This window comes from Stenotrophomonas sp. YJH_SMC_33, from assembly GCF_059372295.1.
This window is the reverse complement of the sequence record NZ_JCAFVJ010000006.1, coordinates 141,753-167,747: the sequence shown is the minus strand read 5'-3', so window position 1 is coordinate 167,747 and position 25,995 is coordinate 141,753. Positions and strand designations below refer to the sequence as shown.

Annotated in this window: 27 protein-coding genes; 13 read left to right on the top strand and 14 right to left on the bottom strand. The window is 67.6% G+C overall.

The window, feature by feature from the left end; all coding sequences use genetic code 11:
* Positions 1–148: 148 nt before the first annotated feature.
* Positions 149–664 carry a 3-hydroxyacyl-[acyl-carrier-protein] dehydratase FabA gene (fabA, locus tag AC5P9W_RS11775; protein WP_014035851.1) on the top strand — a complete coding sequence of 172 codons (516 nt, stop codon included), beginning with the start codon at positions 149–151 and terminating at the stop codon, positions 662–664.
* A complete protein-coding gene (fabB, locus tag AC5P9W_RS11770) occupies positions 664–1,872 on the top strand; it encodes a beta-ketoacyl-ACP synthase I (RefSeq protein ID WP_019660927.1) in 1,209 nt (402 codons plus the stop codon). Before fabA ends, fabB begins: the two co-directional genes overlap by 1 nt.
* A 97-nt stretch (positions 1,873–1,969) precedes the next feature.
* Here the strand turns inward: fabB and AC5P9W_RS11765 are convergent, their stop codons facing one another.
* Genes AC5P9W_RS11765 through AC5P9W_RS11755 form a run of 3 tightly spaced genes read right to left on the bottom strand, consistent with a single transcriptional unit; the run spans position 1,970 to position 4,412 of the window.
* Positions 1,970–2,653: an HAD family hydrolase gene (locus AC5P9W_RS11765; protein WP_021204381.1), complete on the bottom strand. Its 684-nt coding sequence runs from the start codon at positions 2,651–2,653 to the stop codon at positions 1,970–1,972.
* Positions 2,650–3,351 (bottom strand): pseudouridine synthase, encoded by a 702-nt coding sequence (locus tag AC5P9W_RS11760; RefSeq protein ID WP_021204380.1) that lies wholly within the window; start codon positions 3,349–3,351, stop codon positions 2,650–2,652. Before AC5P9W_RS11760 ends, AC5P9W_RS11765 begins: the two co-directional genes overlap by 4 nt.
* Entirely contained in the window at positions 3,348–4,412 is a 1,065-nt protein-coding gene (locus tag AC5P9W_RS11755) for a class I SAM-dependent methyltransferase (protein ID WP_019660924.1), read from the bottom strand. The genes AC5P9W_RS11760 and AC5P9W_RS11755 overlap by 4 nt, the downstream gene beginning before the upstream one ends.
* 156 nt (positions 4,413–4,568) lie before the next feature.
* Here AC5P9W_RS11755 and AC5P9W_RS11750 point away from each other — a divergent pair, with 156 nt between their 5' ends.
* Positions 4,569–4,832: a hypothetical protein gene (locus AC5P9W_RS11750; protein WP_005407925.1), complete on the top strand. Its 264-nt coding sequence runs from the start codon at positions 4,569–4,571 to the stop codon at positions 4,830–4,832.
* Positions 4,833–4,902: 70 nt separating this feature from the next.
* Here the strand turns inward: AC5P9W_RS11750 and AC5P9W_RS11745 are convergent, their stop codons facing one another.
* On the bottom strand, positions 4,903–5,196 hold the full coding sequence (locus AC5P9W_RS11745; protein WP_019660923.1) for a DUF3247 family protein: 294 nt from the start codon (positions 5,194–5,196) through the stop codon (positions 4,903–4,905).
* Between the two features lie 43 nt (positions 5,197–5,239).
* Positions 5,240–7,228 carry a hybrid sensor histidine kinase/response regulator gene (locus AC5P9W_RS11740; protein WP_026347121.1) on the bottom strand — a complete coding sequence of 663 codons (1,989 nt, stop codon included), beginning with the start codon at positions 7,226–7,228 and terminating at the stop codon, positions 5,240–5,242.
* A gap of 243 nt (positions 7,229–7,471) precedes the next feature.
* Between AC5P9W_RS11740 and AC5P9W_RS11735 the strand changes: the two genes are divergently transcribed.
* A complete protein-coding gene (locus AC5P9W_RS11735) occupies positions 7,472–8,035 on the top strand; it encodes a DUF3016 domain-containing protein (protein ID WP_019660921.1) in 564 nt (187 codons plus the stop codon).
* A gap of 88 nt (positions 8,036–8,123) precedes the next feature.
* Here the strand turns inward: AC5P9W_RS11735 and alr are convergent, their stop codons facing one another.
* Positions 8,124–9,191, bottom strand: coding sequence for an alanine racemase (gene alr, locus AC5P9W_RS11730; RefSeq protein ID WP_019660920.1), 1,068 nt, complete (start codon positions 9,189–9,191; stop codon positions 8,124–8,126).
* Complete coding sequence (locus tag AC5P9W_RS11725) at positions 9,170–10,474, bottom strand: D-amino acid dehydrogenase (RefSeq protein WP_058980697.1); 1,305 nt, start codon at positions 10,472–10,474, stop codon at positions 9,170–9,172. Before AC5P9W_RS11725 ends, alr begins: the two co-directional genes overlap by 22 nt.
* Before the next feature lie 149 nt (positions 10,475–10,623).
* Here AC5P9W_RS11725 and AC5P9W_RS11720 point away from each other — a divergent pair, with 149 nt between their 5' ends.
* On the top strand, positions 10,624–11,103 hold the full coding sequence (locus AC5P9W_RS11720; protein WP_019660918.1) for an Lrp/AsnC ligand binding domain-containing protein: 480 nt from the start codon (positions 10,624–10,626) through the stop codon (positions 11,101–11,103).
* A 61-nt stretch (positions 11,104–11,164) separates the two neighbouring features.
* On the opposite strand, the gene AC5P9W_RS11715 is transcribed toward AC5P9W_RS11720, so the two are convergent.
* Positions 11,165–11,344 carry a lana protein gene (locus AC5P9W_RS11715; protein WP_197575638.1) on the bottom strand — a complete coding sequence of 60 codons (180 nt, stop codon included), beginning with the start codon at positions 11,342–11,344 and terminating at the stop codon, positions 11,165–11,167.
* A 143-nt stretch (positions 11,345–11,487) separates the two neighbouring features.
* A complete protein-coding gene (locus AC5P9W_RS11710) occupies positions 11,488–11,862 on the bottom strand; it encodes a hypothetical protein (RefSeq protein ID WP_021204376.1) in 375 nt (124 codons plus the stop codon).
* A gap of 139 nt (positions 11,863–12,001) precedes the next feature.
* Between AC5P9W_RS11710 and msrB the strand changes: the two genes are divergently transcribed.
* From msrB to AC5P9W_RS11685, 5 genes are all read left to right on the top strand, one after another.
* On the top strand, positions 12,002–12,469 hold the full coding sequence (gene msrB / locus AC5P9W_RS11705) for a peptide-methionine (R)-S-oxide reductase MsrB (protein ID WP_180832579.1): 468 nt from the start codon (positions 12,002–12,004) through the stop codon (positions 12,467–12,469).
* 91 nt (positions 12,470–12,560) lie between these two features.
* Positions 12,561–13,415, top strand: a complete 855-nt coding sequence (gene motA, locus AC5P9W_RS11700) for a flagellar motor stator protein MotA (RefSeq protein WP_019660914.1) — start codon at positions 12,561–12,563, stop codon at positions 13,413–13,415.
* Between the two features lie 3 nt (positions 13,416–13,418).
* A complete protein-coding gene (gene motB, locus AC5P9W_RS11695) occupies positions 13,419–14,357 on the top strand; it encodes a flagellar motor protein MotB (RefSeq protein WP_019660913.1) in 939 nt (312 codons plus the stop codon).
* A 108-nt stretch (positions 14,358–14,465) separates the two neighbouring features.
* On the top strand, positions 14,466–14,954 hold the full coding sequence (locus tag AC5P9W_RS11690) for a hypothetical protein (RefSeq protein WP_188250015.1): 489 nt from the start codon (positions 14,466–14,468) through the stop codon (positions 14,952–14,954).
* 13 nt (positions 14,955–14,967) lie between these two features.
* Complete coding sequence (locus AC5P9W_RS11685) at positions 14,968–15,243, top strand: DUF4031 domain-containing protein (RefSeq protein WP_019660911.1); 276 nt, start codon at positions 14,968–14,970, stop codon at positions 15,241–15,243.
* Positions 15,244–15,436: 193 nt separating this feature from the next.
* On the opposite strand, the gene AC5P9W_RS11680 is transcribed toward AC5P9W_RS11685, so the two are convergent.
* Positions 15,437–15,979 carry a DUF6630 family protein gene (locus AC5P9W_RS11680; protein ID WP_019660910.1) on the bottom strand — a complete coding sequence of 181 codons (543 nt, stop codon included), beginning with the start codon at positions 15,977–15,979 and terminating at the stop codon, positions 15,437–15,439.
* A 90-nt stretch (positions 15,980–16,069) separates the two neighbouring features.
* Here AC5P9W_RS11680 and AC5P9W_RS11675 point away from each other — a divergent pair, with 90 nt between their 5' ends.
* On the top strand, positions 16,070–16,318 hold the full coding sequence (locus AC5P9W_RS11675) for a DUF3297 family protein (RefSeq protein ID WP_026347120.1): 249 nt from the start codon (positions 16,070–16,072) through the stop codon (positions 16,316–16,318).
* A 148-nt stretch (positions 16,319–16,466) separates the two neighbouring features.
* Here the strand turns inward: AC5P9W_RS11675 and AC5P9W_RS11670 are convergent, their stop codons facing one another.
* From AC5P9W_RS11670 to AC5P9W_RS11660, 3 genes are all read right to left on the bottom strand, one after another.
* Positions 16,467–18,116 carry a Na+/H+ antiporter gene (locus tag AC5P9W_RS11670; protein WP_188250014.1) on the bottom strand — a complete coding sequence of 550 codons (1,650 nt, stop codon included), beginning with the start codon at positions 18,114–18,116 and terminating at the stop codon, positions 16,467–16,469.
* Between the two features lie 117 nt (positions 18,117–18,233).
* On the bottom strand, positions 18,234–19,025 hold the full coding sequence (locus AC5P9W_RS11665) for a DODA-type extradiol aromatic ring-opening family dioxygenase (RefSeq protein WP_134734983.1): 792 nt from the start codon (positions 19,023–19,025) through the stop codon (positions 18,234–18,236).
* 31 nt (positions 19,026–19,056) lie between these two features.
* Positions 19,057–19,467, bottom strand: coding sequence for a DoxX family protein (locus AC5P9W_RS11660; protein ID WP_188250013.1), 411 nt, complete (start codon positions 19,465–19,467; stop codon positions 19,057–19,059).
* Between the two features lie 96 nt (positions 19,468–19,563).
* Here AC5P9W_RS11660 and AC5P9W_RS11655 point away from each other — a divergent pair, with 96 nt between their 5' ends.
* On the top strand, positions 19,564–20,445 hold the full coding sequence (locus AC5P9W_RS11655; protein WP_021204372.1) for a LysR family transcriptional regulator: 882 nt from the start codon (positions 19,564–19,566) through the stop codon (positions 20,443–20,445).
* A 91-nt stretch (positions 20,446–20,536) separates the two neighbouring features.
* On the opposite strand, the gene AC5P9W_RS11650 is transcribed toward AC5P9W_RS11655, so the two are convergent.
* A complete protein-coding gene (locus tag AC5P9W_RS11650) occupies positions 20,537–23,599 on the bottom strand; it encodes a bifunctional diguanylate cyclase/phosphodiesterase (RefSeq protein WP_171953450.1) in 3,063 nt (1,020 codons plus the stop codon).
* A 176-nt stretch (positions 23,600–23,775) separates the two neighbouring features.
* On the opposite strand from AC5P9W_RS11650, the gene AC5P9W_RS11645 reads away from it, so the two are divergent.
* Positions 23,776–25,887 carry a M13 family metallopeptidase gene (locus AC5P9W_RS11645; protein WP_021204370.1) on the top strand — a complete coding sequence of 704 codons (2,112 nt, stop codon included), beginning with the start codon at positions 23,776–23,778 and terminating at the stop codon, positions 25,885–25,887.
* Positions 25,888–25,995 lie beyond the last annotated feature (108 nt).

Here is a 25,995-nt window from a genome sequence, read left to right as displayed (position 1 = left end):
CGAAGTATGGTCGTTGCACATCAACAGGATGCGCGTATTCCATTGAAAACACTACGGTTGCGTACGGTTGAAATGTTTGATCGGCGCAGTTTCCACGGGCATCCTCGAACGCTTGTTTCCCTGTTTCCCGCTTCCAGGATTGTGCTTCATGACCCGTCTCCACGCGTTCAACCGCGAACAGCTGCTGGCCAGCGCACGCGGTGAACTGTTCGGCACCGCCGCCGGCCGTTTGCCCAACGATCCGATGCTGATGTTCGACCGCATCACCGACATCCACGAGGACGGCGGACCGCACGGCAAGGGCATGGTACGCGCCGAGCTGGATATCCGCCCGGACCTGTGGTTCTTCGGCTGCCACTTCATCGGCGACCCGGTGATGCCAGGCTGCCTGGGCCTGGATGCCATGTGGCAGCTGACCGGCTTCTTCCTGACCTGGCTGGGCGCCCCCGGCAAGGGCCGCGCGCTGGGCTGTGGCGAGGTGAAGTTCACCGGCCAGGTACTGCCGGACGCCAAGCTCGTACGGTACGAGATCGACATCAGCCGGGTCATCAACCGCAAGCTGGTGATGGCCCAGTCCGATGCCCGCATGTACGTGGATGATCGCGAAATCTACAGCGCCCGCGACCTGCGCGTCGGCCTGTTCACCGAAACCGGGAGCTTCTGATGCGTCGCGTCGTCATCACCGGCATGGGCATCACCTCCTGCCTCGGCAATGATCTGGATACCGTTTCGGCCGCGCTGCGCGAAGGGCGCTCGGGCATCACCGCCCTGGCCGACCACGCTGAAGCGGGCCTGCGCAGCCAGGTCGGCGGTCGTGTCGACCTCGATCTGGAGGCGCTGATCGACCGCAAGCAGAAGCGCTTCATGAGCGACGCGGCGGCCTTCGCCTACCTGGCCATGCGCGATGCCATCGCCGATGCCGGGCTCAGCGCCGAGCAGGTCAGCAGCCTGCGCACCGGCCTGATCGCCGGTTCCGGTGGCGGCTCCAGCGAATGGCAGATCGGCGCGGTCGACCTGCTGCGCGAACGTGGTGTGCGCAAGGTCGGCCCGTACATGGTGCCGCGCACGATGTGCTCGACGGTCTCGGCCTGCCTGGCCACCGCCTACCAGATCAAGGGCGTCAGCTATTCGTTGTCGGCCGCCTGCGCGACCTCGGCGCACTGCATCGGCGCCGCCGCGGACATGATCCGCCATGGCGCGCAGGACATCATGTTCGCCGGTGGCGGCGAAGACCTGCACTGGTCGATGAGCGTGATGTTCGATGCGATGGGCGCGCTGTCGACCAGCTTCAACGAGACCCCGGCCAGCGCCTCGCGCCCGTACGACAAGGACCGCGACGGCTTCGTCATCGCCGGCGGTGGTGGCATGCTGGTGCTGGAGGACTACGACCACGCCGTTGCGCGCGGCGCGCGCATCCATGCCGAACTGATCGGCTATGGCGTGACCTCCGACGGCGCCGACATGGTCGCCCCGTCCGGTGAAGGCGCGGTGCGCTGCATGAAGATGGCACTGCAGGGCGTCGATCGCCCGCTGGATTACCTCAACACCCACGGCACCTCCACGCCGCTGGGCGACGTCACCGAGCTCAACGCCATCCGCGAAGTGTTCGGCGATGCGGTGCCGCCGCTGTCCTCGACCAAGGCGCTGTCCGGCCATTCGCTGGGTGCGGCCAGCGTGCACGAGGCGATCTACTGCCTGCTGATGATGCGCGATGGCTTCGTTGCCGGTTCGGCCAACATCGGCGAACTGGACCCGAAGGTGGAGAGCTTCCCGATCCTGCGCGAAAGCCGCGCGCAGACGCTGGACACGGTGATGTCCAACAGCTTCGGCTTCGGTGGCACCAACGCCGCGCTGGTGTTCGGGCGGGTGTGATGGGGGCAGGTGTGCCGACCAACGGTCGGCACCCACCAATAGATGTAGAGCCGAGCCATGCTCGGCTCAGTGCCGGCTAACGGTCGGCACCTACCGCTTATTTCGGCAGCAGCGGCAGCAGCAACGCGTGCGCATCCACCAGCGAACCGACAATGCGATGGCCAAGCGCGCGCAGCTCTTCGTCAGGATGCACCAGGTCCGGTACCTGGATCACGGTCATGCCAGCGGCCAATGCCGCGCGCGTGCCAGCGGGTGAGTCTTCCAGCGCCAGGCAGCGCCCAGGCACCTGGCCCAGTCGCTGCGCGGCCAGCAGGTAGATGTCCGGTGCCGGTTTCGGCCGCGCCACGTCGCCACTGGTGATCACCGCGTCGAAATACGGCAGCAGTCCGGCCGCCGCCAGCTTGCGGTTGGCACGCGGCTGCCGCGTGGTGGTGGCCACCGCGCGCGGTACCGCGTGCGCCTTCAGCAGCTCCAGCAGTTCCAGGATGCCCGGACGCAACGGCAGGCCGGTCTGTGTGCGTCCTTCGTACAGTTCGTGGCAGCGTGCAGCGACCGCCTCGATCACGCTGTCCTCGATACCCTGCGCACGCAGCAGCGCGTGCGAATCCCGGTCGCCGAGGCCGACCATGCGCAGGAACACTGCCTCGTCCAGGCCCAGTGCGAATTCGTCGGCGGCCTCGCTCCAGCAGGCCAGCGAGACCCGCTCGCTGTCGATCATCAGGCCGTCCATGTCGAAGATGACGGCGTCGGGGAGGAACGGCAGCGCAGCGATGGTGGTCATGGAGCGAACAGCGTATCCAGGTCGGTGGAAGTGAGCTGCCGCCATTGCCCTTCGTCCAGCCCCTGCAGGTCCAGCCCGCCAACACGACTGCGGTGCAGGGCCTGCACGTGGTTGCCGGTGGCGGCGAACATGCGGCGTACCTGATGGTAGCGGCCTTCGTGCAGCACCAGGCGCGCGCGACGCGCATCCAGCACTTCCAGTTCAGCCGGCAGCAGGGGCGTCTTCTCGGACTCCAGCATCAGCGTGCCGCTGGCGAACAGCGCCACCTCGTCGCCGCGCAGGTCCTCGCTCAATTCGACCTCATAGACTTTCGGCAGCTTCGACTTCGGCGAGATGATCCGGTGCAGCAGGCTGCCATCGTCGGTCAGCAGCAGCAGGCCGCTGGTCTCGCGGTCGAGGCGGCCCACCGTGGACAGCACCGGATTGCGGTCGCGGAAGCGCGGCGGCAACAGGTCGTAGATCAGGCGGCCGGTATCCTTGGTCGAACAGGTGTAGCCAGCCGGCTTGTGCAGCGCGATCGACAGGCCCACCGGCGGGTCCAGCGGCTCGCCATCAACCCGGATCACCTCGTGCGGCACCTGGTCGTCGGCGTACAGTACCTCGCCGTCGGCGTCGGTGATGCGGCCTTCGCGGAACATCCACTGCACCTGCTTGCGGCTGCCATAGCCCAGATTGGCAATGTGCTTGACCAGTTTCACTTGCCTTTCCCCTTCACCGCTTCAACCAGCTTGAAGCCGTCGCGCTCGGCGACCACGCGCACCGCGCCGAAGCTGTCGTTGAGGGTGTGCTCGTACGGCAGGTGGCGATTGGCCACCACGTACAGGCGCCCGCCCGGGCGCAGCGCCTGCGCAGCCACGGCAATGAAGCGCTGGCCGATGTCCGGGCGGTCGGCACGCGATGGGGTGTGGAACGGCGGGTTGCTGATGATGACGTCGTAGCCCGGCTCGATGCCGGCGGTGACGTCGCGCCACAGGAAGCGCAGCGGCAGCGGGCGCGGCGGCGGCGCCAGGTTCAGCTCGGCCAGCGCCAGTGCGCGCTGCTCGGCTTCGTACAGGTCCAGCGCGGTGATCTTCGGGCAACGCTCCAGCAGTTCGCGTGACAGGTAACCGTAGCCAGCGCCCAGGTCGGCAGCACGCCCGGCCAGCTCGGCCGGCAGGTGCTCGGCCAACAGTGCCGAGGCCGGGTCGATGCGATCCCAGGCGAACACGCCCGGACGACTGAGGAAACGGCCGCCGACGATCGGGCGCACCGCGTCCAGTGCCGACCAGCGCTTGGCCAGGTCAGCGTCGTGCTGGCCCTGCAGTGGGGCGGTCCAGTACACGCGGCAATGGTTCTTGGTCAGGCTGCCGCCGAGGCCGGCCAACTGCTTGAGGTCGCCTTCGCCGGAGCGCGCGCCTTCGTTGTTGGACTGGCAGGCGACGATGCGGCCACCGTCGGCGACCAGCGCCAGCGCGCGCGCAAACAACGCACGAGCCTCTTCGCGCTGGCGCGGCGGCAGCACCAGCACCAACGGGTAGCGGCCCTTGCCGGCCACATCATCCAGCTGGCCGCTGACGGTCCAGCCGGCGGCCTGCTGCAGCGGCTGCGCGAACGGGGCGAAGCTCTGTTCACAGTGCACCTCGCGGTTGCCGGCCGCTTCGCGCAGCGGCCAGCCGTCGCGGGCCCGCAGGAAGGCCACCGGACCTTCCGGCCAGCGCAGGGCACCTTGTGAAAACGGCAGGAACAGGGTCTGCAGGGGGGCGTCGTCGCTGGAGGCCATCGGCGCGGGTACTTCAAGCGTGAGGGCCGTCCATTGTACCGGCTTGACCGGGCCGGCCCCGGCAGCCGCTTTGCGAAACCCGAACGGGGCTTTGATCTGCCAGCAACATTGAAACGTTCAGGGTAGAGGCTCCCCCGGAAACCCAGGAGAACCTGCATGCGAGCCTTGTTCGTCGGTGGCGTGGTCGACAACAGTGAAATGGACCTGGAAGGCAGCCATCCGCCCGTGCATTACCCCGAGGACACCGGCGGCGGCCACTCACGCTACCGGCTCCACCAGGTCGGTCATGGCGCCGACGGCAGCGTTGCCTACGCCGTCTATGGGGCACCGGACCTGGCCGATGACGAGGTGGCGAGGGTTGCAGAGGAGCGGGCGTACGCACGCCGGTTCGAGGCGACGCCGACCCTGTTCGAGCACTGACACATCTGTAGCGCCCGAGCCCACGCTCGGGCGGCGGCAGAGCCGAGCGTGGGCTCGGCTCCACATCGGATCAAGGCGCCTTGGGTGGCAGGCGGTTGATACTGGCGATCTCATCCAGCCACACATGGTGCTGCTGCACCGGCGTGTCGTAGTCATCCAGGCGCAACTGGCCGTTGCTGCCTTCATCACCCGCGGCGTTGCGGTATTGCTGCACGGTTGGCCTCACGGCCACCGTGCCGAGCAGGCGGCGGCCATCGTGCAGAATCAGTTCCACCTGCGTTTCGCCATCCAGCTGCGGCAGCAGGGCTTCCAGGCGCGCGATCTGCGCCGGATCGGTGTGGATACGTGGAGCTATGCGGGACATCGGCGACCTCCTGACTGCAGGGTCGCCGATCGGCCGTGAATGCTCAGTGCAGCGCGCTGTCCGCGCGCGCCACCTGCACCTTGCGCACGGCAGCCACCAGCTGCGCCACCGAGTACGGCTTGGCGACGTGCTCCTGGAAGCCCGAGGCCAGCGCGCGGCGGCGGTCGTCGGCACGCGCCAGTGCAGTCACCGCCACCGCAGGCAAGGTCGCCGCGTCCACGCCCATGTCCTCGCGCAAGGTGCGCACCAGCCCATAGCCATCCATGCCCGGCATGCCGATGTCGGTCAGCAGCACGTGGTACTGCAGGTGGCCGGTGTCGGCCAGGAGTGCCAGCGCTTCGCCGGCCGAGCTGGCCGCCGATACGGTGGCGCCCTGCTCTTCCAGCATGCGGCGCAGGTATTCCAGCACTTCCGGCTGATCCTCCACCGCCAGCACGTGCATGCCGCGCAGCGGATAGGGTTCGACGACCACCGGCTCCAGGATCGGCCCACTGATCACTTCGCGCAGCGGTCGGCGCTCTGCATCCGGCAGGTGCTGGGGCAGGCGCACGGTGAAGGTGGCGCCGTGGCCATGCCCTTCGCTGGCGGCAGTGACCGTGCCGCCATGCAGTTCGACCAGCTGCTGCACGATCGCCAGGCCCAGGCCGAGACCGCCATGACGGCGCGTGGTGGTGCCATCAGCCTGCCGGAAGCGGCTGAACAGATGGTTGAGGAATTCGGGCGCGATGCCGTCGCCGGTGTCGCGCACGGTGATCACCCAGTGATTGCCATCGGCCTGCAGCTGCAGGTCGACGCGGCCTTCGGCCGGGGTGAACTTGATCGCATTGGACAGCAGGTTCCACAACACCTGCTGCAGGCGGGTGGCATCGCCCAGCACCAGGCACGGCTGTTCCGGCAGCAGCAGGCTCACATCCAGCGCCTTGCCTTCGGCGACCAGCTCCTGCGCGCCGATGGCTTCGCTCAGCAGGTCGCGCAGGTCCAGTATCTCTACCTCCAGCTGCACCTTGCCCAGCAGCATGCTGCTCAGGTCGAGCATGTCCGAGATCAGCCGCTTCTGCGCACCGGCGCTGTTGGCGATCACGTTCAGGCCCTTGTACAGCGGACTGGTGTTGTCCACGCGCTGCAGCAGCAGTTCGCTCCAGCCCAGGATGGTGGTCAGCGGCGTACGCAGTTCATGCGACAGCGTGGCCAGGAACTCGTCCTTCAGCCGCGCCATGTTCTCCGCAGCGCTGCGCGCGGCGCGCTCGGACTGCAGCAGCTCCTCGCGGGCCAGTTCAATTTCGCGTCGTTCGGTGACATCCGGACTGCTGCCGGCCAAGCCGATGAAGCGGCCCATCCGCGAAAAACGCGGGCGGGCGTTCATCTCCAGCCAGCGCCACTGGCCATCCGCGCGCCGCGCACGCACCAGCGCGTGCATCGAACGCTGCGCCTTCAGCGCTTCCTGCAGTTCGTATTCGAACACGGACGCGTCATCCGGATGCACGAGACCCCGCCAGACATCTTCCGGCACACGCGTTTCATCACCACCGAAGAACTCGCTGAAGGCACTGTTGACGAAACGCGCATGGCCGCGCTCATCGAGCACCCACACCGGCATCGGCAGGCCGTCTGCCAGCGCGCTGAAACGGGCTTCGCTTTCCCCCAACTCCACTTCCATCTGCTTGCGCGCGGTGATGTCGAAGAACAGGATGCCGACCTTGTCTTCTCCCGGCCGCCCCACCCGCACCGCGTCGACCGCGAACGAGCGGCCCAGCGCACGGGCTTCCATCTCGAACTGAGCGGGGCGGCCGCTGCGTGCGACTTCGCCATAGATACGGAACCAGTCCTGCTCGTGGTTGGGTTCCAGCGCAGTCATGCACTTGCCACGCGCGTCCTTCAGCCCAGTGTGGCGCTCGAACGCGTCGTTGACTTCGATGAAACAATAGTCGACCGCACGATCACCCTCGAACAGCACCTGGATCACGCAGAAGCCGGCGTTGATGCGCTCAAGCACGCCACGATGCAGGTCGGGTTCTGGCGCCGGCACCAGCATCGGTGGGCGCTCCACGAGGGGCGGCAGTGTGGACAAGGGGGTCTTTGCAGGCCAGGTTGGGAGCACAGCATCTTCCAAAGGGCGTATTCACAGCGTCAAGCGCCGTCAGTCATGGTTGACGTCGATGAATTGGCGGCAACCGCTCTTGCCCACGACGCAATCGGCCATTGCGGTCGTCCGGCAGCAGGCTCACACTCGATCCGTGATCAACACCCCCCCAGCGCGGGGACGCAGGAGACCGTCATGAAACGCTCACTCGCGATTGCCCTGCTGGCAGGCGCCCTGGCGGCCGGTGGCGCCAATGCTGCGCCACGCACCGTGACCGATGCAGACGCGCCGCGTGCGTTGCAGGCCGATGGACCGGTCAGCGTGAAATGGGAAGATCCGGCCAAGTTCACCGAAATACGCCAGAGCAGCAACCGCTTCGAGGCCGAACGCGGTGACTGGGTGCAGCAGCTGGCCCGCTACCTGCAGACCACCGCAGCCAAGCCGCTGCAGCCTGGGCAGACCCTCGATGTGACCCTCGTCGACATCAAGCGTGCCGGTGACTACGAGCCTTGGCACGGCCCGCGTGGCCGCGACATCCGGATCATGCGCGACATCTACCCGCCACGGATCACCCTGCAGTACACGCTGAAGGACGCCAGCGGCCGTATTGTCAGCGAGGGCGATGCGCGACTCAGCGATACCGGCTACCTGCACAACGTGGGACTGAAGAGCGACAGCGATCCACTGCGCTACGAGAAGCGTCTGATCGATGACTGGGTGAAGCGCCAGCTGGCCAGTCAGGCGACCGCCGCGCGTTAGGTCCCCCGGCAGGTGTCGACCTTGGTCGACACGCATTCACGGCGCCGATCGAGGTCGGCCGCTACCGGTGCCGAGCGCGGGCTCGGCGCTACACGTACACCTTCGCCACGCGCTTGACCGCGCACGGCAGCTGGTAGGCGCTCACGCCACAGCGCGGCGCCAGCTCCGACAGGGTCGGCGCAGAACCCCACAGTTCCACCACGCTGCCGATGCCGGCCTGCGCATGCGCGGTCAGGTCCACCGTCAGCATGTCCATCGACACGCGCCCGATCAGCGCACCGGGCTGGCCGTCGATCAGCACCGGAGTGCCATTGGGGGCGAACTGCGGATAACCGTCGGCATAGCCAAGCGCGACCACACCCACGCGGGTGCGCGCCTTGGCCACGAAACGCGCGCCATACCCCACCGGTTCACCGGCTTCGATCCAGCGCTCGGCGATCACCTTCGACTGCATCGTCATCACCGGGCGCAGCCGCTCGGTCAACACGGTGTTGTCCGGCAGCGGGTTGGCGCCGTACAGCATCAGGCCCGGGCGCACCCAATCACTGCGCACATCCGGCCAGCCCAGCAGCGCAGGCGAGTTGCACACGCTGGTCTCGCCTGCCAGTCCATCAATGGCGCGGGCGAAGGTCGCCGCCTGTTCGTGGGTGCGTTCGCTGTCCAGCTCGTCGGCACGCGCCAGGTGGGTCATCAGCACGACGCGTTCGACGTGCGGCAGCGCCGACAGGCGCGCGTGCGCCGCGCGGAAGCTGTCCACGTCCAGGCCGAGGCGGTGCATGCCGCTGTCCAGCTTCAGCCACACCGTCAACGGGCGCGGGCTGTCGAACGCCGCCAGTGCCTCCACTTGCCACGGTGAACCGACGGCGAACCAGAAGTCATGCTCGGCCACCAGCGTCATGTCGCTCGGCTCGAAGATGCCTTCCAGCAGCAGGATCGGCGCACGGATGCCGGCCTGGCGCAGCTCCAATGCCTCTTCGATGGTGGCCACGCCGAAGCCATCGGCCTCGCCTTCCAGCGCCTGCGCACAGCGCACCGCGCCATGCCCATAGGCATCGGCCTTGATGATCGCCAGCGCCTTGCCCCCGCCCAGTTCACGGGCGAGGCGGTAATTGCTGCGCAGGGCGCCCAGATCGATCAGCGCGCGGGCAGGACGCATGTGCGGTTCTCGTGTTGCGGCGCGTGACCGTACTGGCCGTAGCGGAAAATATCCAGGCCTTCGGTGCTGATCTGCGGCTGTCGCGCGCTCATCAGGTCGGCCAGGTAGCGGCCCGAGCCGCAGGCCATGGTCCAGCCCAGCGTGCCGTGTCCGGTGTTGAGGTACAGGTTGCGGAACGGCGTGGCGCCGATCACCGGCGTACCGTCCGGCGTAGCCGGGCGCAGGCCGGTCCAGAACTGCGCGCGCGACAGGTCGCCGCCCTTCGGATAGAGATCCCTGACCACCAGTTCCAGGGTCTCGCGACGGCGCTGCGACAGCGACAGGTCGAAGCCGGCCACTTCGGCCATGCCACCGACACGGATGCGGTCGTCGAAGCGGGTCACCGCCACCTTGTAGCTCTCATCGAGGATGGTCGAGGTCGGTGCCATCGCCGGGTCGGTAATCGGCAGGGTCAGCGAATAGCCCTTCAGCGGGTACACCGGCAGGCGCATCCCCAGCGGTGCGACCAGCGCTGGCGAGTAGCTGCCAAGCGCGACCACGAAGCGGTCGGCGGTTTCCAGCTTGCCGTCGATGCGCACGCCGGTGATGCGGTCGCCATCGAACTCCAGGCCGGTGATGTCCTGGTCGAAACGGAATTCAACGCCGGCATCCATGCACAACTGCGACAGCCGGCGGGTGAACAACTGGCAGTCGCCGGTCTGGTCACGCGGCAGGCGCAGCGCGCCGACCAGGCCATCGACATGGGCCAGGGCCGGTTCGGCCTGGATGATGCCGGCGCGGTCCAGCACCTCGTACGGCACGCCGTACTGGGCCAGGATCTCGATGTCCTGCGCCGAAGCATCCAACTGCTGCTGGGTGCGGAACAGCTGGGTGGTGCCAAGGTCGCGGCCTTCGAATTCGATGCCGATCTGCGCGCGCAGCTCGTTCAGGCAGTCGCGGCTGTACTCGGACATGCGCACCATGCGCGCCTTGTTGATCGCATAACGCTCGTGGGTGCAGTTGCGCAGCATCTGCCACAGCCAGCGGTACTGGGCCAGGTCCATGCCCGGGCGGATCGCCAGCGGCGCGTGCTTCTCGAACAGCCAGCCGATAGCCTTCTTCGGCACGCCCGGGGCCGCCCACGGCGAGGTGTAGCCGAACGACAGCTGGCCGGCATTGGCGAAGCTGGTTTCCAGCGCCGGGCCGGGTTGGCGGTCGATGACCGTGACTTCAAACCCGGCCTGTCGCAGATACCAGGCACTGGTGGTACCGATCACGCCGCTGCCGAGAACTAGGACTCGCATGGGACTTCTCCAACCCGATCATTCCCTGCACTGGAGCGCACAGGGACCATAATTGGGGAAGTATAGACAGCCATTCCCAGTTGATTTGCCTGTTTTGAAATCAACCGGCAGGATGTTCCACTTCAATTCACTCCCGAAGGTTGACGGTCATGGCCACCCGGATCCGCGAACTGGACAAGATCGACCGCAAGATCCTGCGCATCCTGCAGGCCGAGGGCCGCATCTCCTTCACCGAACTGGGCGAGCGGGTGGGCCTATCGACCACCCCGTGCACCGAGCGCGTGCGCCGGCTGGAGCGCGAAGGGGTGATCACCGGCTACCACGCCCACCTCGACCCGGCCGCAGTTAAAGCGAGCCTGCTGGTGTTCGTGGAGATCAGCCTGGCGTACAAATCCGGCGACATCTTCGAGGAGTTCCGGCGCGCCGCGCTGAAGCTGCCCAACGTACTGGAATGCCATCTTGTATCGGGCGACTTCGATTACCTGCTGAAGGCGCGGATCAGCGAGATGGCCTCCTACCGCAAGCTGCTCGGCAGCACGCTGCTGACACTGCCGCATGTACGTGAGTCGAAGAGCTACATCGTGATGGAAGAAGTGAAGGAAACACTGAGCCTGCCGATTCCGGACTGAGGCTGCTGCTGGGTGGGGCCAGATCCCGTACAGCGGGCTCTGGCCCCGATCATGGCGACAGTCAGCGCTGCTGCGGATGCTTCTGCGGGCGCTGTTCCTGCTGCCTGCCGCCCTTGTACTGCTGCGGCTCCATCTGCTGTTGCTGCTGCTGTTGCTGCTGCGGGTTGCGGCCCTGCGGTTCCTTGCCGGGATGACGGTTCTGCTGGTTTTTCATGGTCGCGATCCAGTGGACGAAGGACATGCGGCGGCGGGATGCCGGCGCAGGGCCACGGTGGCCCCGGAACGGTTAATCGCAGGCGAAAAAACAGTGATCGGCTGGACGCTGTTTTCGCGCGTTCAGCCCGCTCAGCGCCAGCCAGCAGCCAACCTTGGTGGCACCAGGGTTCAGCGCTTGATCTGCTGGCCATCGCCGGCCGGCACGCTGTCGTAGTAGCGGCCGGTGCGCGAGTCGAACACGCGGTTCGGGCCGGCCGGGCGCACGCCGGGCACGATGCGGCCGTTGCGGTCGTAGACCTTGTCGGCCGGCCTCGGTGCTGGCGGCGGCGTGATCTGGGCCGGACCGGTGGACTTGATCGGCTGCGCCGGTTGCGGCGTAGGCAGCAACTGCGGCTGCGGCCGGGCCGCCTGTGGCGGTGGCGCCACCGGCTGCGGCGCCACGGTGGTCGCGCTGCGGGTGGCCGTGGGGTCGGGGGTGGGCACCTGGGCCAGCGCCAGTGCCGGCAACAGGGCGATCAACAGCAGGGGAAGGGTCGGCTTCATGGCACGCTCCGGCGTCTATGACACCCACCTTGCTCCCGCACCCGTGTGCCACCCATGAACGGCCATCACACTTGCAAGCGCGCGCCGGCACCCCCACGTTTTCCGGCATCCCCAGGCCATCGACCCACGGAGCGCCGCCATGACCGCCTTCGACCTGACGCCCCCCACCGCCACCCAGACCGAGACCCTGGTCGCCGGCCTCAGCAGCGAGGAACGCCGCGTGCTGTTGCAGCACGGCACCGAAGCGCCGTTCTGCGGCGTGTTCCTCGACAACAAGCGCGAGGGCGTCTACTGCTGCCGGCTGTGCGCGCTGCCGCTGTTCCGCTCCAGCACCAAGTTCGATTCCGGCACCGGCTGGCCCAGCTTCTTCGCCCCGTTCGACCCGGCGCATGTGCGCGAGATCCGCGATACCAGCCACGGCATGGTCCGCACCGAGATCACCTGCGCGCGCTGCGGCAGCCATCTGGGCCACGTGTTCCCGGACGGTCCGCCGCCCACCTACGAGCGCCACTGCCTGAACTCCGTCTCACTTTCCTTCGTCGGCAATGGCGAGCCCTGGCCCGATCCGCTGCAGCGTGGCGGCGCCGAAGCCGGTGTGGCCGGCTGAAACACCCCGCTGACCGATTTCACAGAATTCCCTCTTCAGAAACCCGGGCGACGGGCCGACAAGGAGATATCCCCTCTCCCTGCGTCGCCCCATGCTCATCATCGTCGGATTCCTGGTCGTCATCATCAGCGTGATCGGGGGCTACCTCGGTGCCCACGGCCGCCTGGGTGCCCTCTGGCAGCCCTACGAGCTGGTCATCATCGGCGGCGCCGCGCTCGGCGCGTTCCTGGTCGGTACCCCGGCCAAGACGGTCAAGCAGACCCTGCAGGCCATGGTCGGCGTGTTCAAGGGCCCGCGCTACAAGCAGCAGGATTACATCGATGTCCTCAGCCTGCTCTATGAACTGCTCAACAAGGCGCGCCGCGAAGGCTTCATGGCACTGGAAGACCATGTCGAACGCCCGGCCGAGAGCGCCTTGTTCAGCAATTACCCCAAGGTGCAGGCCGACCACCACCTGATCGACTTCATCACCGACTGCCTGCGCCTGATGATCGGCAGCAACATCGAGCCGCACGAGCTGGAACCGCTGCTGGAACTGGAGCTGGAAAAGCACCACGCTGAAGCCATGGCACCGTCGCAGGTGCTGACCAAGGTCGCCGACGGACTGCCCGGTTTCGGCATCGTGGCTGCGGTGCTGGGCATCGTCATCACCATGGGTTCGATCGGCGGCGACATCGTCGAGGTCGGTGGCCACGTGGCCGGTGCGCTGGTCGGCACCTTCCTCGGCATCCTGCTGGGCTACGGCTTCGTCGGCCCGATGGCGGCGGCGATGGAAGCCCGCGCCGAACAGGACAGCCGCATCTACGAATCGGTCAAGACTGCCCTGCTGGCCTGCCTGCGCGGTTACAACCCGAAGATCGCGCTGGAATTCGCCCGCAAGACGCTACCGTCGAACGTGCGCCCGGCCTTCTCCGATTTCGAGCAGCACCTGAAGACGGTCAAGTAAGCCATGGCCGAGAACAAGCCCACCGTCATCGTCCGCCGGGTCAGGAAGGCCGGCCACGCCGCTCACCACGGAGGGTCGTGGAAGGTGGCCTATGCCGACTTCGTGACCGCGATGATGGCCTTCTTCCTGGTGCTGTGGCTGATGGCCACCACCAACAAGAACGACCGTGCGGCCATTTCCGAGTACTTCCGCAACCCGAGCCCGCTGAGCGGGCAGAGTGCCACGCCGGCACCCGGCATGGCCGGCCCGGGCGGCGCCAGCACATCGATGATCAAGCTGGGCGGCGCCACCGACATCTCGCGGGGCAGCAGCAACGATCCCTTCCAGAACCAGAAGGAAGCAGTGCCGCAACCGGTGGACCAGCAGCAGCGCGACAAGCAGCAGCTGGAAGCACTGATGAAGGAGCTGCAGGAAGCGATCAGCCGGAGCCAGGCACTGGAACCGTTCAAGGACCAGCTGCTGCTGGACCTGACTCCGGAAGGCCTGCGCATCCAGATCGTGGACAAGCAGAACCGGCCGATGTTCGACCTCGGCAGCGCTACGCTGAAGCCGTACACGCAACAGATCCTGCACGAGCTGGCCAACTACCTGAACCACGTGCCGAACCGGATCAGCCTGACCGGCCACACCGACATCACCGCCTATTCGGCCGCACGCGGCTACGGCAACTGGGAACTGAGCGCCGACCGCGCCAACGCTGCACGCCGTGCACTGGTGGACGGCGGCCTGGAGGACAGCAAGATCACCCGCGTGGTCGGCCTGTCTTCATCGGTGCTGTTCGACAAGGCCGACCCGCAGAACCCGATCAACCGCCGCATCAGCATCGTGGTGATGACCAAGGCCGCCGAGGAGGCAGCGCTGGCGGGTGCCGGCCCCCAGGTGGGGCTGTCGGCGCCCACCGCCGACCCGGACGTGCAGGCCGCGCAGGGGCAAGCGGAATAAGCTGTGGGTGCGCGCCTTGGTCCGAATCCACAGGGCCATGCCGGGCGAGCGCACCACGCCGCACCCGCTACAATGGCGGTCTTTCCGTTTCCAGGTGATCTCACCCCCATGTCCCAGAACTCCAAGGCCAAGCGCGACAAGCGCAAGAAGCAGCAGGGCAAGCGCCCGTTCCTCCGCCTGAACGCGCAGCAGCAGGTGCAGAACCATGCCGTGCTGACCAACGAAGACGGCCAGGTGGTGGCGGCCATCGGCCTGCAGGGCCGTGAGTGGCTGCTGGCCATCGGCGGCCAGACCATGGGCAACGCCGAGAACCCGGTGCCGATGCTGGCCATGCTCAAGCACCTGGCCAACGTGCAGGAGAAGGAAGGCCGCAAGGTCAACCTGGAGTACTCCGAACTGCTGCAGAAGCTGCTGGACACCCTGGCGGCCGAATCCGAGCAGACCGCCGACGAATACCTGGACAAGCTGGTGTCCGAGTTCGAAGGCGTCGACGCTGCTGAAGGCGAAGAAGGCGAAACCGTCGAGGGCGACGCGGCCGAAGAAGCCGCTGCCGAGGCCGCCCCGGCCGCTGACAGCGACAGCAAGCCGCAGGCCTGAACCGGCCGCGGCGGTGACGGTCTACGTCGATGACGCAGTGCATCCCTGGCGCGGACAGCGCTGGGCGCACCTGATGGCCGACACCCTGGCCGAGCTGCACGCAATGGCCGCGCAGCTCGGCATTCCACCGCGCGCCTTCCAGAACAAGGCCAGCGGCGCCCACTACGATGTCACTGCCGGGCTGCGCGCACAGGCCATCGCGCTCGGCGCCCGGGCGATCTCACGGCACACCGACCGCGAGCTGGTCAAGGCGGTGATTGCCAACGCCCGGGCGCAGTACCGGCCGTAGGCCACGCCGCGGGTTCGCCGGACACCAACCGGCACCGACGGGGGTAGAGTCGACTGTTAGTCGACTGCTCTCCCATCCGGCCGCGAGACCCCCGCGCTGCGCGCGATAGTCGACTGACAGTCGACTCTACCCCCGTCGGGTCGTCCTCAGCGGATCAAGCCGCCGGGTCGTGCCCGGCGGATCGGCCCATCGCTCAGAACGGGTCGCTGCCCAGCCGGATTTCCACGTTCAGCAGCGAGCACAGCGCAAGCATCGCGTCATCGTCGCGGGTCAGCGCCATCACCCCGGTAAAGCCATCACTGCCGGCATCCACGCTCCACAGCGTGTAGTTGTGCTCGCGCAGGCGGTCGAAGGCGGTGGCCATCAGCTGCACGCCGTCCAGGCCTTCGGCAAAGTCCTCGTCGTCCAGGTCGCCACCCCAGTCCAGCTGCAGGTTGAAGCGCGCCGAAAGCTCGTTCACCGCCGACTGCAGCGACTCCAGGTCCTCACGCTCCACATCGAAACCGGACTGCCAGGCGATGGCGGTGAACAGCGCCGGCAGCCAGTCGCTGTCCGCTTCCAGCGGCTGACCGTCCTCGGCCAGGTGCTCGCGCCAGCGGTTGAACTGCTGCAGGGCCAACTCTTCGTCACCCGGGTTGATCAGCACCAGCAGGTTCCAGACCCGCGCCTCGAAGCCCTCCTCGTCGAAGTCGTGGATGTCTTCCTCGAAGTCGAAATAGTCGCTGTTGTCGGGCATGGCGGAACGTCCTCTGGGGCAGGTCGGCATTCTACGGTTTATCCTGTGCCGCTGAAGCCGGCCTTGGTGGCCGTCACTGTGAATGAAGCGATGAGCGATACCCCTCCCGACCACCTGGCGATCAACCCGGCCAGCCCCTTCCATGATGCGCAGGCGCTGGAGCGCGGCGTTGGCGTGCGTTTCAACGACATCGAGCGCGACAACGTCGAGGAATACTCGGTCAGCGAAGGCTGGATCCGCGTGCAGGCCGGCAAGGCCCGTGACCGCCGCGGCAACCCGATGACGATCAAGGTCAAGGGCAAGGTCGAGGTGTATTTCCTGGACCAGAAACCGGAATAACCGGCACCGGCATGTAGAGCCGAGCCTGTGCTCGGCTGCTTTTCGTTCCGGGTTCATGACGCCTGAAGCAAGCGTAGCCGAGCATGGGCTCGGCTCTACATGCCAGGGCGGAATCCGCGTCAGCGTCAGCAACGCCCGGTCCCAGGCATCATTCGCGCTTGCGCGATTCCAGCAGGTCCAGGTTGCGGATCAGGCGCCGCGAGATCTCATCGGAGATCACCCCGCGCCGGGTCAGCCGGAACAGTTCCTCGCGCTCGGCGTTGAGGCCGGCGCTGCGCAGCTGGCGGTAGCCCAGCTCCATGCGCCGCACCTTCTCCGGGTCTACGTCGGGCCCGTCGTTGTCCTTCTCCAGGTGCCGCTGGTACAGCAGGCTCACCCGCGAGGCGGCATCGTTGTACAGCTGCACGTTCTCGGTGTTCTGGTTCATCACCAGCTGCTGGCGCATGCGCTCGACCCCGGCCAGCGCCGCCTTCGACGACAGGCGGCGCGCCAGGTCCTCTTCCTTGCGTTCACCCGAATCGGCCGGCAGCTGCAGGCCCTTCAGCAGCTGCGGCAGCGCGATGCTGGCGCCGAGCAGCGAGAACAGGATCACCGAGGCGGCCAGGAAGATCACCAGGTCACGTGCCGGGAACGCACTGCCATCAGGCAGGAACAGCGGCAGGGTCAACACGCCGGCCAGGGTGATCGCACCACGCACGCCGGCCACCGAGGTCGCCACCACGATGCGCCAGTTCGGCGCTTCGCCCCGCTCCAGTCCGCGGCGGCGCGCGCGCAGCAGGTTCCAGCGCAGCGACAGCCACACCCACAGCAGGCGCAGCACGACCAGCGCCAGGTTGATCACCACTACGTACACCAGCAGCCACCACGCGCTCTGGTGGCCGGTCTCGTTCATGGTGGTGGTGGCACGTTCGACAATACCGGGCAGCTGCTCGCCCAGCAGCACGAACATGATGCCGTTGAAGCTGAACTGCAGCATGTTCCAGACCCCGGCACGCTGCACGCGCATGCTGCCGGAGACGCGGCCGGTCAGCTCGACGTAGCTCATCGCGATACCGGCGGCGACCGCGGCGAGGATGCCGGAGGCGTGGATCTCTTCGGCCAGCAGGTAGGCCGCGAACGGAATGAGCAGGTTGACCAGCATCGCCGCGCCCGGCTCCTCGCCGAAGCGGCGCCACAGCCAGCGCTGGAAGGTGGACACACCCAGCGTCACCACCACGCCCACCGCCAATCCCGCCACCGCCACCCACACGAAGGTCAGCGAGGCCGTGGCCAGCGAGAACGTGCCGGTCATCACCGCAGCCACCGCGAAGCGGAAGCAGACCAGGCCCGATGCATCGTTGAGCAGCGACTCGCCTTCCAGGATGTGCATCAGGCGCTTGGGAATCGGCGCCTTGGAGGCGATCGCACCCACTGCCACAGGATCGGTCGGCGACACGATGGCCGCCAGCGCGAAGCACACCGCCAGCGGCATCACCGGAATCAGCCAGTGGATCAGGAAGCCTGCGCCGATGACGGTGAACACCACCAGGCCGAACGCCAGTTCGAGGATCGCGCCCTTGTCGCGGAACAGGCCCTGCTTGGGGATGCGCCAGCCATCAAGGAACAGCAGCGGCGGCAGGAACAGCAGGAAGAACACTTCCGGCTCCAGCGCGTGGCCGCGGTTGAACACCCCGGCGATGACCGCGCCCAGGCCGATCTGCACCAGCGGCAGCGGCAACGAGAACGGCAGGACGCGAACCAGGTAGCCGCTGGCGACAACGGCCACCAGCATCGCCAGGACGACTTCAATGGTATGCATGCTTCTTCCAGGAAGCGGCGCGTGGGGCGGCTTGAAGGCCAGCGCCGGAAACCCGGAAAAAACTACCACATGCGGCCATGACCGCGACGACGGGAGCCGCCGCGCGTCAGCCCCGGCTCATGCCGCCCCATCGAAGCGGTACAGGTCCATGGCCAGGAAGCCAGCGTCGATGCCGGCATCGATGCGACGCGCACCGAAGCCGCCCTCGCCCGCCGCGCCCATCGCGAAGAACAACGGCAGCAGGTGCTCGTCGGTCGGGTGCGCACGTTCGGCGAATGGCGCCTGCCGGCGATAGTCGAACAGCGCCTGGCGGTCATCAGCGGCCAGCCGCTGCTCCACCCACTCGATGAAGGGCCGCACGTATGGCGCTTCCTTGCCGTCCTGGTAGTCGCCCCAGTCGTGCAGGTTGTGGGTGATGCTGCCCGAGCCGACCAGCAGCACGCCTTGTTCGCGCAGTGGTGCCAGCGCGCGGCCCAGCGCGAACTGATGCTCGGGGCCGAGCAGCGGCTGGATCGACACCGGCACCACCGGGATGTCGGCCTGCGGGCGCAACAGCCGCAGCGGTACCCACGCGCCGTGGTCGAGGCCACGCTGCGGGTCGATGGCCACTGGCAGTCCTGCGGCGGCGATGCGGCCGGCCACTTCTTCGGCCAGTGCCGGGTCACCCGGCGCCGGGTACTGCAGTTCGAACAGCGCGCGCGGGAAGCCGCCGAAATCGTGGATGGTTGGCGGCTGCGGATGCGCCCCGACCAGCGGCTGCCGGCCCAGCCAGTGCGCCGAGGCCATCACGATGGCGCGCGGCGTGGGCAGGTCGCGCGCCAGCTCGGCCAGGCGCACACCAACCTGGCCCGGATGCAGGGCAGTCATCGGCGAACCATGGGAGATGTACAGCGAAGGCAGGCGGGACATGGAATTCTCCAGTTGCAGGATCAGGCGGCGATCAGCGCGAACGCAGGGTCCACTTGCCATCGCCGACCAGGAACAGCACCACCAGCGCCAGCGCCCAGAACGCCGGGTATTCCCAGCCGCCGCCGGCATTGGCGAAACCGAAGCCGTTGGCGCCGTGCACGGTGACGATGGTGCCCAGCAGCAGCGGCACGCCGACCAGGCCCACCCAGCGCGCATAGATGCCCAGCAGCAGCGCGACAGTGATCACCAGCTCGACGCCGATGGTGAGGTAGCCGAGCACGCCGGGCAGGCCCAGCGACTCGAAGAACGCTGCCGTGCCGGCCGGGGTGAATTCCAGCAGCTTGGTCAGCGCATGGACCAGGAACAGCACGCCCAGGGCCAGGCGCAGCAGGGCGGCGCCATACGGGGCCAGCGGCGAATCAGGAGCGGTCGTGGCGTGCATCGGAAAGCACCTTGAAGGGAGTGGGCTCAGGTTATTGCGCCTTCACGGGCCGATAAATACGATCGATTGACCGTATTTATTTCAGAAGGCGCAACAATGGACACCCTCGAGGCGATGCGCGTGTTCGTGGCGGTGGTCGAGCGCAACGGCTTCAGCGCCGCCGCCCAGGCCCTGGACATGTCCACCGCCGGCGTTACCCGCCAGGTCGCCGCGCTGGAAAAGCGCTTGTCCACCCGCCTGCTCCATCGCACCACGCGGCGGGTCAGCCCCACCAGCACCGGCGCCGCCTACTACGCCCAATGCGTGCGCCTGCTGGCCGAGTTCGACGCGCTGGAGGCCAGCATCGGCGCGCAGGCGCTGGAGCCCTCCGGCACGCTGCGCATCAATGCACCGGTCAGTTGGGGCATCGCCCGCCTCGGCCCACTGCTGGCCAGTTACCGCGAACGCTTTCCGCAGGTGGAACTGGACCTGGCCCTGTCCGACCGCCTGGTGGACATGGTCGAGGAAGGCTACGACGTGGCCATCCGCATCACCCGCGAGCCGGGCCCCACCCTGATCGCCCGCCGCTTGGGCGAATCGCGGGTGAGCCTGTGCGCCGCGCCGGCCTACCTGGCCGCACGCGGCGCCCCGCAGACCCCGCAGGACCTGCAGGCGCACGCGTGCCTGGGCTACAGCTACTGGGCCGCTGGCGACCACTGGCCGTTGCAGGGGCCCGCAGGCGAAGTAAAGGTCGCGGTGAACAGCCTGCTGCACGCCAACAACGGCGACGTGCTGCGCGAAGCGGCGATTGCCGGCATGGGCGTGATCCTGCAGCCGGATTTCCTGCTGGAAGACGCGTTGGCCGATGGCCGGCTGGTGCGCGTGCTGCCCGAATGGGAGGCCGCCCCGATCGGCATCTTCGCGGTCTATACCAGCCGCAGCCACCTGGCACCGAAGGTGCGCAGTTTCATCGACCATCTGGTGGAAACCGGGGTGTAGCCGAGCCTGGCGTTTGCCGGCCAGCGGCCGGCACTACCGTCATGTTTCGGTCTGGTAGTGCCGGCCGCTGGCCGGCAAATACGAAACCCGATCAGGCGGGGACTTCATCCAGCGCATCGATGATCCGCTCCAGCGGTGCCGGCCGCCCCAGCAGGTAACCCTGCACCTGGTCACAGCCGTGCGCGGCCAGCCAGTCCAGCTGCCCCGGTGTTTCCACGCCTTCGGCAATGATGGTCAGGCCCATGCTGTGGCCCAGCGACAGCAGCGCGCGACAGATCGAGGCGTTGCGTGGATTGGTTTCCACGTCCGCCACGAAGCTGCGGTCGATCTTCAGGATGTCCAGCGGCAGGTGCTGCAGGTAGGACATGCTGGAATAGCCCGTGCCGAAATCATCCAGCGACACGCTGATGCCCTGCTCATGCAGGCGCTGCATGGTCTGCATCGCCTGCGCCGGCTTGCGCATCAGGCTGCTCTCGGTCAGCTCCACGTGCAGCGCACCGCGGGCCAGGCCGAATTCCTGCTGGGCGCGGGTGAACTCGGCCACCAGGTCGCTGTTGAAGAACTGCACCGCAGACACGTTGACCGCGATCGGCAGCTCGCCCCACCCGGCGTCGACCAGACGGCGCTGCGCCTTCGCCGCGGCGCGGATCACCCAGCGGCCCAGCGCCAGGATCAACCCGGTGTCCTCGCACAGCTGGATGAACTCGTTGGGCGGGATGAAGCTGCCATCGGCCTGCGGCCAGCGCAGCAGGGCCTCCAGCGCGGCCGGGCTGCCATCACCGGCATGCCGGATCGGCTGGAAGTACAGCTGGAACTCGTTGTCGATAGCGGCATGGATGCGCCCGGCCAGGCGCAACCGATCGGCCAGCCGCGTGGTCACCGCCGCATCGAACCAGACCACCACGTTGCCCTCGGCACGCGCCGCGTGCGCGGCCTGCGCGGCCATGCCGATCACCTGTTCGGCGCCATGGCCGTCACCGGCGACATGCACGGCCACGCCGATACGCGGCTCGAACTGGTGCAGCGAGTCCTTGCCGCGCATCGGCGCCGACACGATCTGCAGCAGGTCGTCCAGCACGCGCTGGGTATCGTGCCCGGCACCGATGGCCAAGACAAAATCTTCGGCCGGCTGGAACGCCAGCGTGCCATAGCGCGCGCCCAGGCCCCCGAGCCGGGTCGCCATCGACTGCAGTACCGCATCGCCGATCTCGCGGCCCAGCGTATCGGCCACGAGCTGCAGGCCGCGCAGCTGCACGAAGGCGATGGTATAGCCCTCGCCCTGCCCATCCAGCTGTTCGGTCAACGCGCGTACATTGAGCAGGCCGGTGGCCGGGTTGTGCCGCGCCTGGTAAGCCAGGTCGCGCTCGTAGGCCAACCGTTCGCTCACATCCTCGGCCAGCACCAGGCACGCGGGCTGTCCGTCGAAATCGAGTTTGGACAGGTGTGCGCGCACCTCGAACACGCTGCCGTCCTTGCGCCGATGCAGGCGCACGGTCGCATCCGGAGGATCGCCCACCTGTGCGCGCTGGATGGCACCACGCACCTCGTCCCAGCCCTCGCGCGGGCGGATGTCGAGGATGCTCATCGCCAGGAACTCGTCGCGGCTGTAGCCGTACTGGCGCACGGCGGCATCGTTGACCTCGATGAAGCGCAGCGTGTCCGGGTCGAATACCCAGAACGGCGCCGGATTGCGGTCAAACAGCAGGCGGAAGCGGCGTTCCACTTCGCTCATCTGCTCGCGCGCCTGATAGCGTTCGCTCAGGTCGGTCAGCGCACCGATCATGCGCCGCTCGCTGTCGGCCACTTCCACCCGCTGCCCACGTGCCCCGACCCAGCGCACCTCGCCTCCGGGCAGCACCAGGCGGAATACCTGGTCGAGCACCGCGCCGCCGGCGAAGGCCTGGTCGAAGGCCTGCTGCAGGCGTGCGGCGTCGTCGCGATGCACGCGTGCGAAGAAGTCGGCCACCGGCAGGGCATCGGTCTGCACGCCGAAGATCTCGCGCGCCAGGGGTGACCAGCGCAGCAGCGCGGCATCCTCGTCCACGTACCAGGTGCAGACACGCCCGACCTGGTGCGCAAGGCGCAGCTCGGCGTGGCCGGCCTTCAGCTCTTCGGCCATCGACTGCTGGCTGCGGGTGGTTCGGCGCACCGCATACAGCAGCACCAGCAGCACCACGATGTAGGCCAGTACGATTGCCACCGATGCCTGCAGGTAGGGCCACCACGGTGCCAGCACGTCTTCGTCGGCCAGGCCCACCTGCACCGCCAGCGGACTGCGTTCGAGCGTGCTGATGGTGAGGATGCGCGGTACGCCATCCACCACGCCCGGCATGCTGCCCAGCTCGACCACTGCCTGCGTGCCGAGCAGGTCACGGCGTGGCAGGTCATAGCGGTGGCCCACCGTGCCATGCGGATCAGGCACGCGGGCCAGCATGTAGCCTTCGGCATCGCTGATCGAGACCAGTCCCTTGGGGCCGACGTCGAGGCCACCGACGATGCGCTGCAGTTCGCCGCAGCGCAGCCGTGCCAGCAGCCAGCGTTCGCCGGCCATCGGCAGCGCCAGCGGGACCACCCAACCGCCATCGCTGGCCCGCTGCGGCGGGCCGATGTACAGCGCGCTCCCCTGGCCACGACGCTGCGGGTCGGTCCACAGCGGCAGCTGCAGGTCGCCCTCGCCGGCCGTCAGCGGTCGGCCATGGCGGTCGAGCACGGCGATGCTGTGCAGTTCGGCATGCCGGCCCAGCACCCCGCCGATGGATGCATCCAGCAGGGCCGGCGCCTGCGCCGGCACGCTGCGGAACAGCTCGGCGGCGTCGGCGGCGATGCCGGACATGGCCCGCTCCAGGTTGCGCAGTTCCAGCGCCAGCAGGCGCTCGCTGCCCACCGCCAGCGCGCGGCTCTGGCGCTGCGCCGCTTCCAGACGGCGGTGGTAGTCATTGACCAGCATGAGGGTCAGCCCGGTGACCAGCAGCACGCCCAGCAGCACTCCGCCCCAGGTAATGGCGCGCAGCGGCCGGGCCAACGCGCGTTTCAGCGCGGGCATCGGCGGGTGTTCCTTGTGCAGTCGGCTGGCTTCATGCGCGAACGAATCCTCCACGTCCCCGACCTCAACGGCCGGTGGACGCCATTCTTGACGCCTGACCCGCCCCCGCATGGCCACCTCCCCGTGTCCGCGCAGGGTTCCAGGGTCCAGCATGCACCACGTCGCTCACGGCGTGAAGGTCGGTTCCACGTGTTCAGCCAGATCCTGCACAGCACAGGACGCAGCACAGGGCCGCCAGGCGGGCCGGCGCAGATTAGACTTGGCGTTTTCCGCCGCAAGAGAAGTCCATGTCCAAGCTGCGCCGTCCCACCCTGGCGCTGGCCATCGTTGCCAGCCTGTCCCTGGCCGCCTGTGACCGCCCGGCCGAGCCGGCCGCCACGGCCACCGCGCCGGCCGATGCCACCCCCGCTGCGGCCAAGCCGATGCTGGGCAGCTTCGGCTTCGATGCCAGCGGCATGGACCGCAGCATTGCCGCCGGCGATGACTTCTTTGGCTTCGCCAACGGCACCTGGGTCAAGAACACCGAGATTCCGGCCGACCGGTCGCGCTTCGGCAGCTTCAACGTCATTGCCGAGAAGACCCTGGCCGACACCCGCGCCATTCTCGAAGGGGCCGCCGGCAACACCCAGGCCAGCGGTGACGACAAGCTGATCGGCGATTACTACGCCGCTTACATGGACGAGGCCGGCATCGAGCAGCGCGGCGTTGCACCCGTGGAGCCGCAGCTGAAGGCGATCGATGCCATCACCGACAAGGCCGGCCTGGCACGCGCCCTGGGCGGCGATGTGCGCGCCGACGTCGACCTGCTCAATGCGACCAACTTCTACACCGACCGCCTGTTCGGCCTGTGGGTGTCGGTGGACCTGCTGCAGCCCGACCGCAATGCGCCCTACCTGGTGCAGGGCGGCCTGGGCATGCCCGACCGCGATTTCTACCTGGGCGGCGGCCGCATGGCCGAACTGCGCAAGCAGTACCAGGCCTACATCGCACAGATGCTGCAGCTGGCCGGGGTCGCCGATCCGGCCGGCAAGGCACAACGCATTCTCGCGCTGGAGACGAAGATCGCGCAGGCACATGCCACCCAGGAAGAAACCAATGATGTGACCAAGGGTGCCAATCCCTGGACCCAGGCCGACTTCAATGCCAAGGCGCCCGGCATGGACTGGAACGCCTTCCTCGACGCGGCCGCGCTGGGCAAGCAGCAGGACTTCATCGTCTGGCAGCCCAAAGCCGTGGCCGGCCTGTCCAGGCTGGTCGCCACCGAGCCACTGGAGGTGTGGAAGGACTACCTGGCCTTCCACGCGCTGGACCGTGCCGCCGCCTATCTGCCGAAGAAATTCGCCGATGCCCGCTTCGCCTTCCACGGCACCGCGCTGAGCGGCACGCCGCAGCAGAGCGATCGCTGGAAGCGCGCGGTGGACGACGCCAACCACGCAGTGGGCGAAGCGATCGGCAAGCGTTACGTCGAAAAGCACTTCGACGCGAAGACCAAGGAACGCGCGGACGAGATGGCCAAGAACATCATTGCCGCCTTCGCCAAGCGCATCGACGCGCTGGCGTGGATGTCGCCGCAGACCAAGGCGAGCGCCAAGGCGAAGGTGGCCGGCCTGACCGTGGGCATGGGCTATCCGGAAAAGTGGCGCGACTACACCGGCCTTGAGATCCGCCGTGATGACCCGCTGGGCAATGCACAGCGCGCCGAGCTGTTCGAGTACCAGCGCAACATCGCCAAGCTGGGCAAGCCGGTCGACCACGGCGAGTGGGCGATGCTGCCGCAGACCATCAACGCGATGAATGTGCCGCTGGAAAACCGCCTGGTGTTCCCGGCCGCGATCCTGCAGCCGCCGTTCTTCGACGGCGCCGCCGACGACGCCGTGAACTATGGTGCGATCGGCGCCGTGATCGGCCACGAGATCAGCCACGGTTTCGACAACGCGGGCGCACTGTTCGATGAAACCGGCAAGCTGCACAACTGGTGGACCGCCGAGGACCTGAAGCAGTTCAACGCCGCCGGCGATGCGCTGGCCGCGCAGTTCAGCAGCTACGAGCCGTTCCCGGGCGTGCATGTGAATGGCAAGCTGACCCTGGGCGAGAACATCGCCGACGTGGCCGGCCTGGGTACCGCCTACGACGCCTACCAGCTGTCGCTGCAGGGCAAGCCGGGCCAGACCCTGGAAGGCTTCACCCCGGACCAGCGCTTCTTCCTCGGCTTTGCCCAGGCCTGGCGCAGCAAGAGCCGCGAGCAGGCGCTGCGCAACTCGCTGCTGACCGATGTGCATGCACCGGGCCAGTTCCGCGCACTCACCGTGCGCAACATCGACGCGTGGTACCCGGCGTTCGACGTGAAGGAAGGCCAGAAGCTGTACCTGGCCCCGGACAAGCGGGTCAAGGTGTGGTGATGTAACCGGAACGGGCGCCGCAAGGCGCCCGTTTCACTTGCGGGTAGCTGCCAACCTTGGTTGGCGCTTCCGCGGCACCGCGAAAAGCGTGCCAACCAAGGTTGGCAC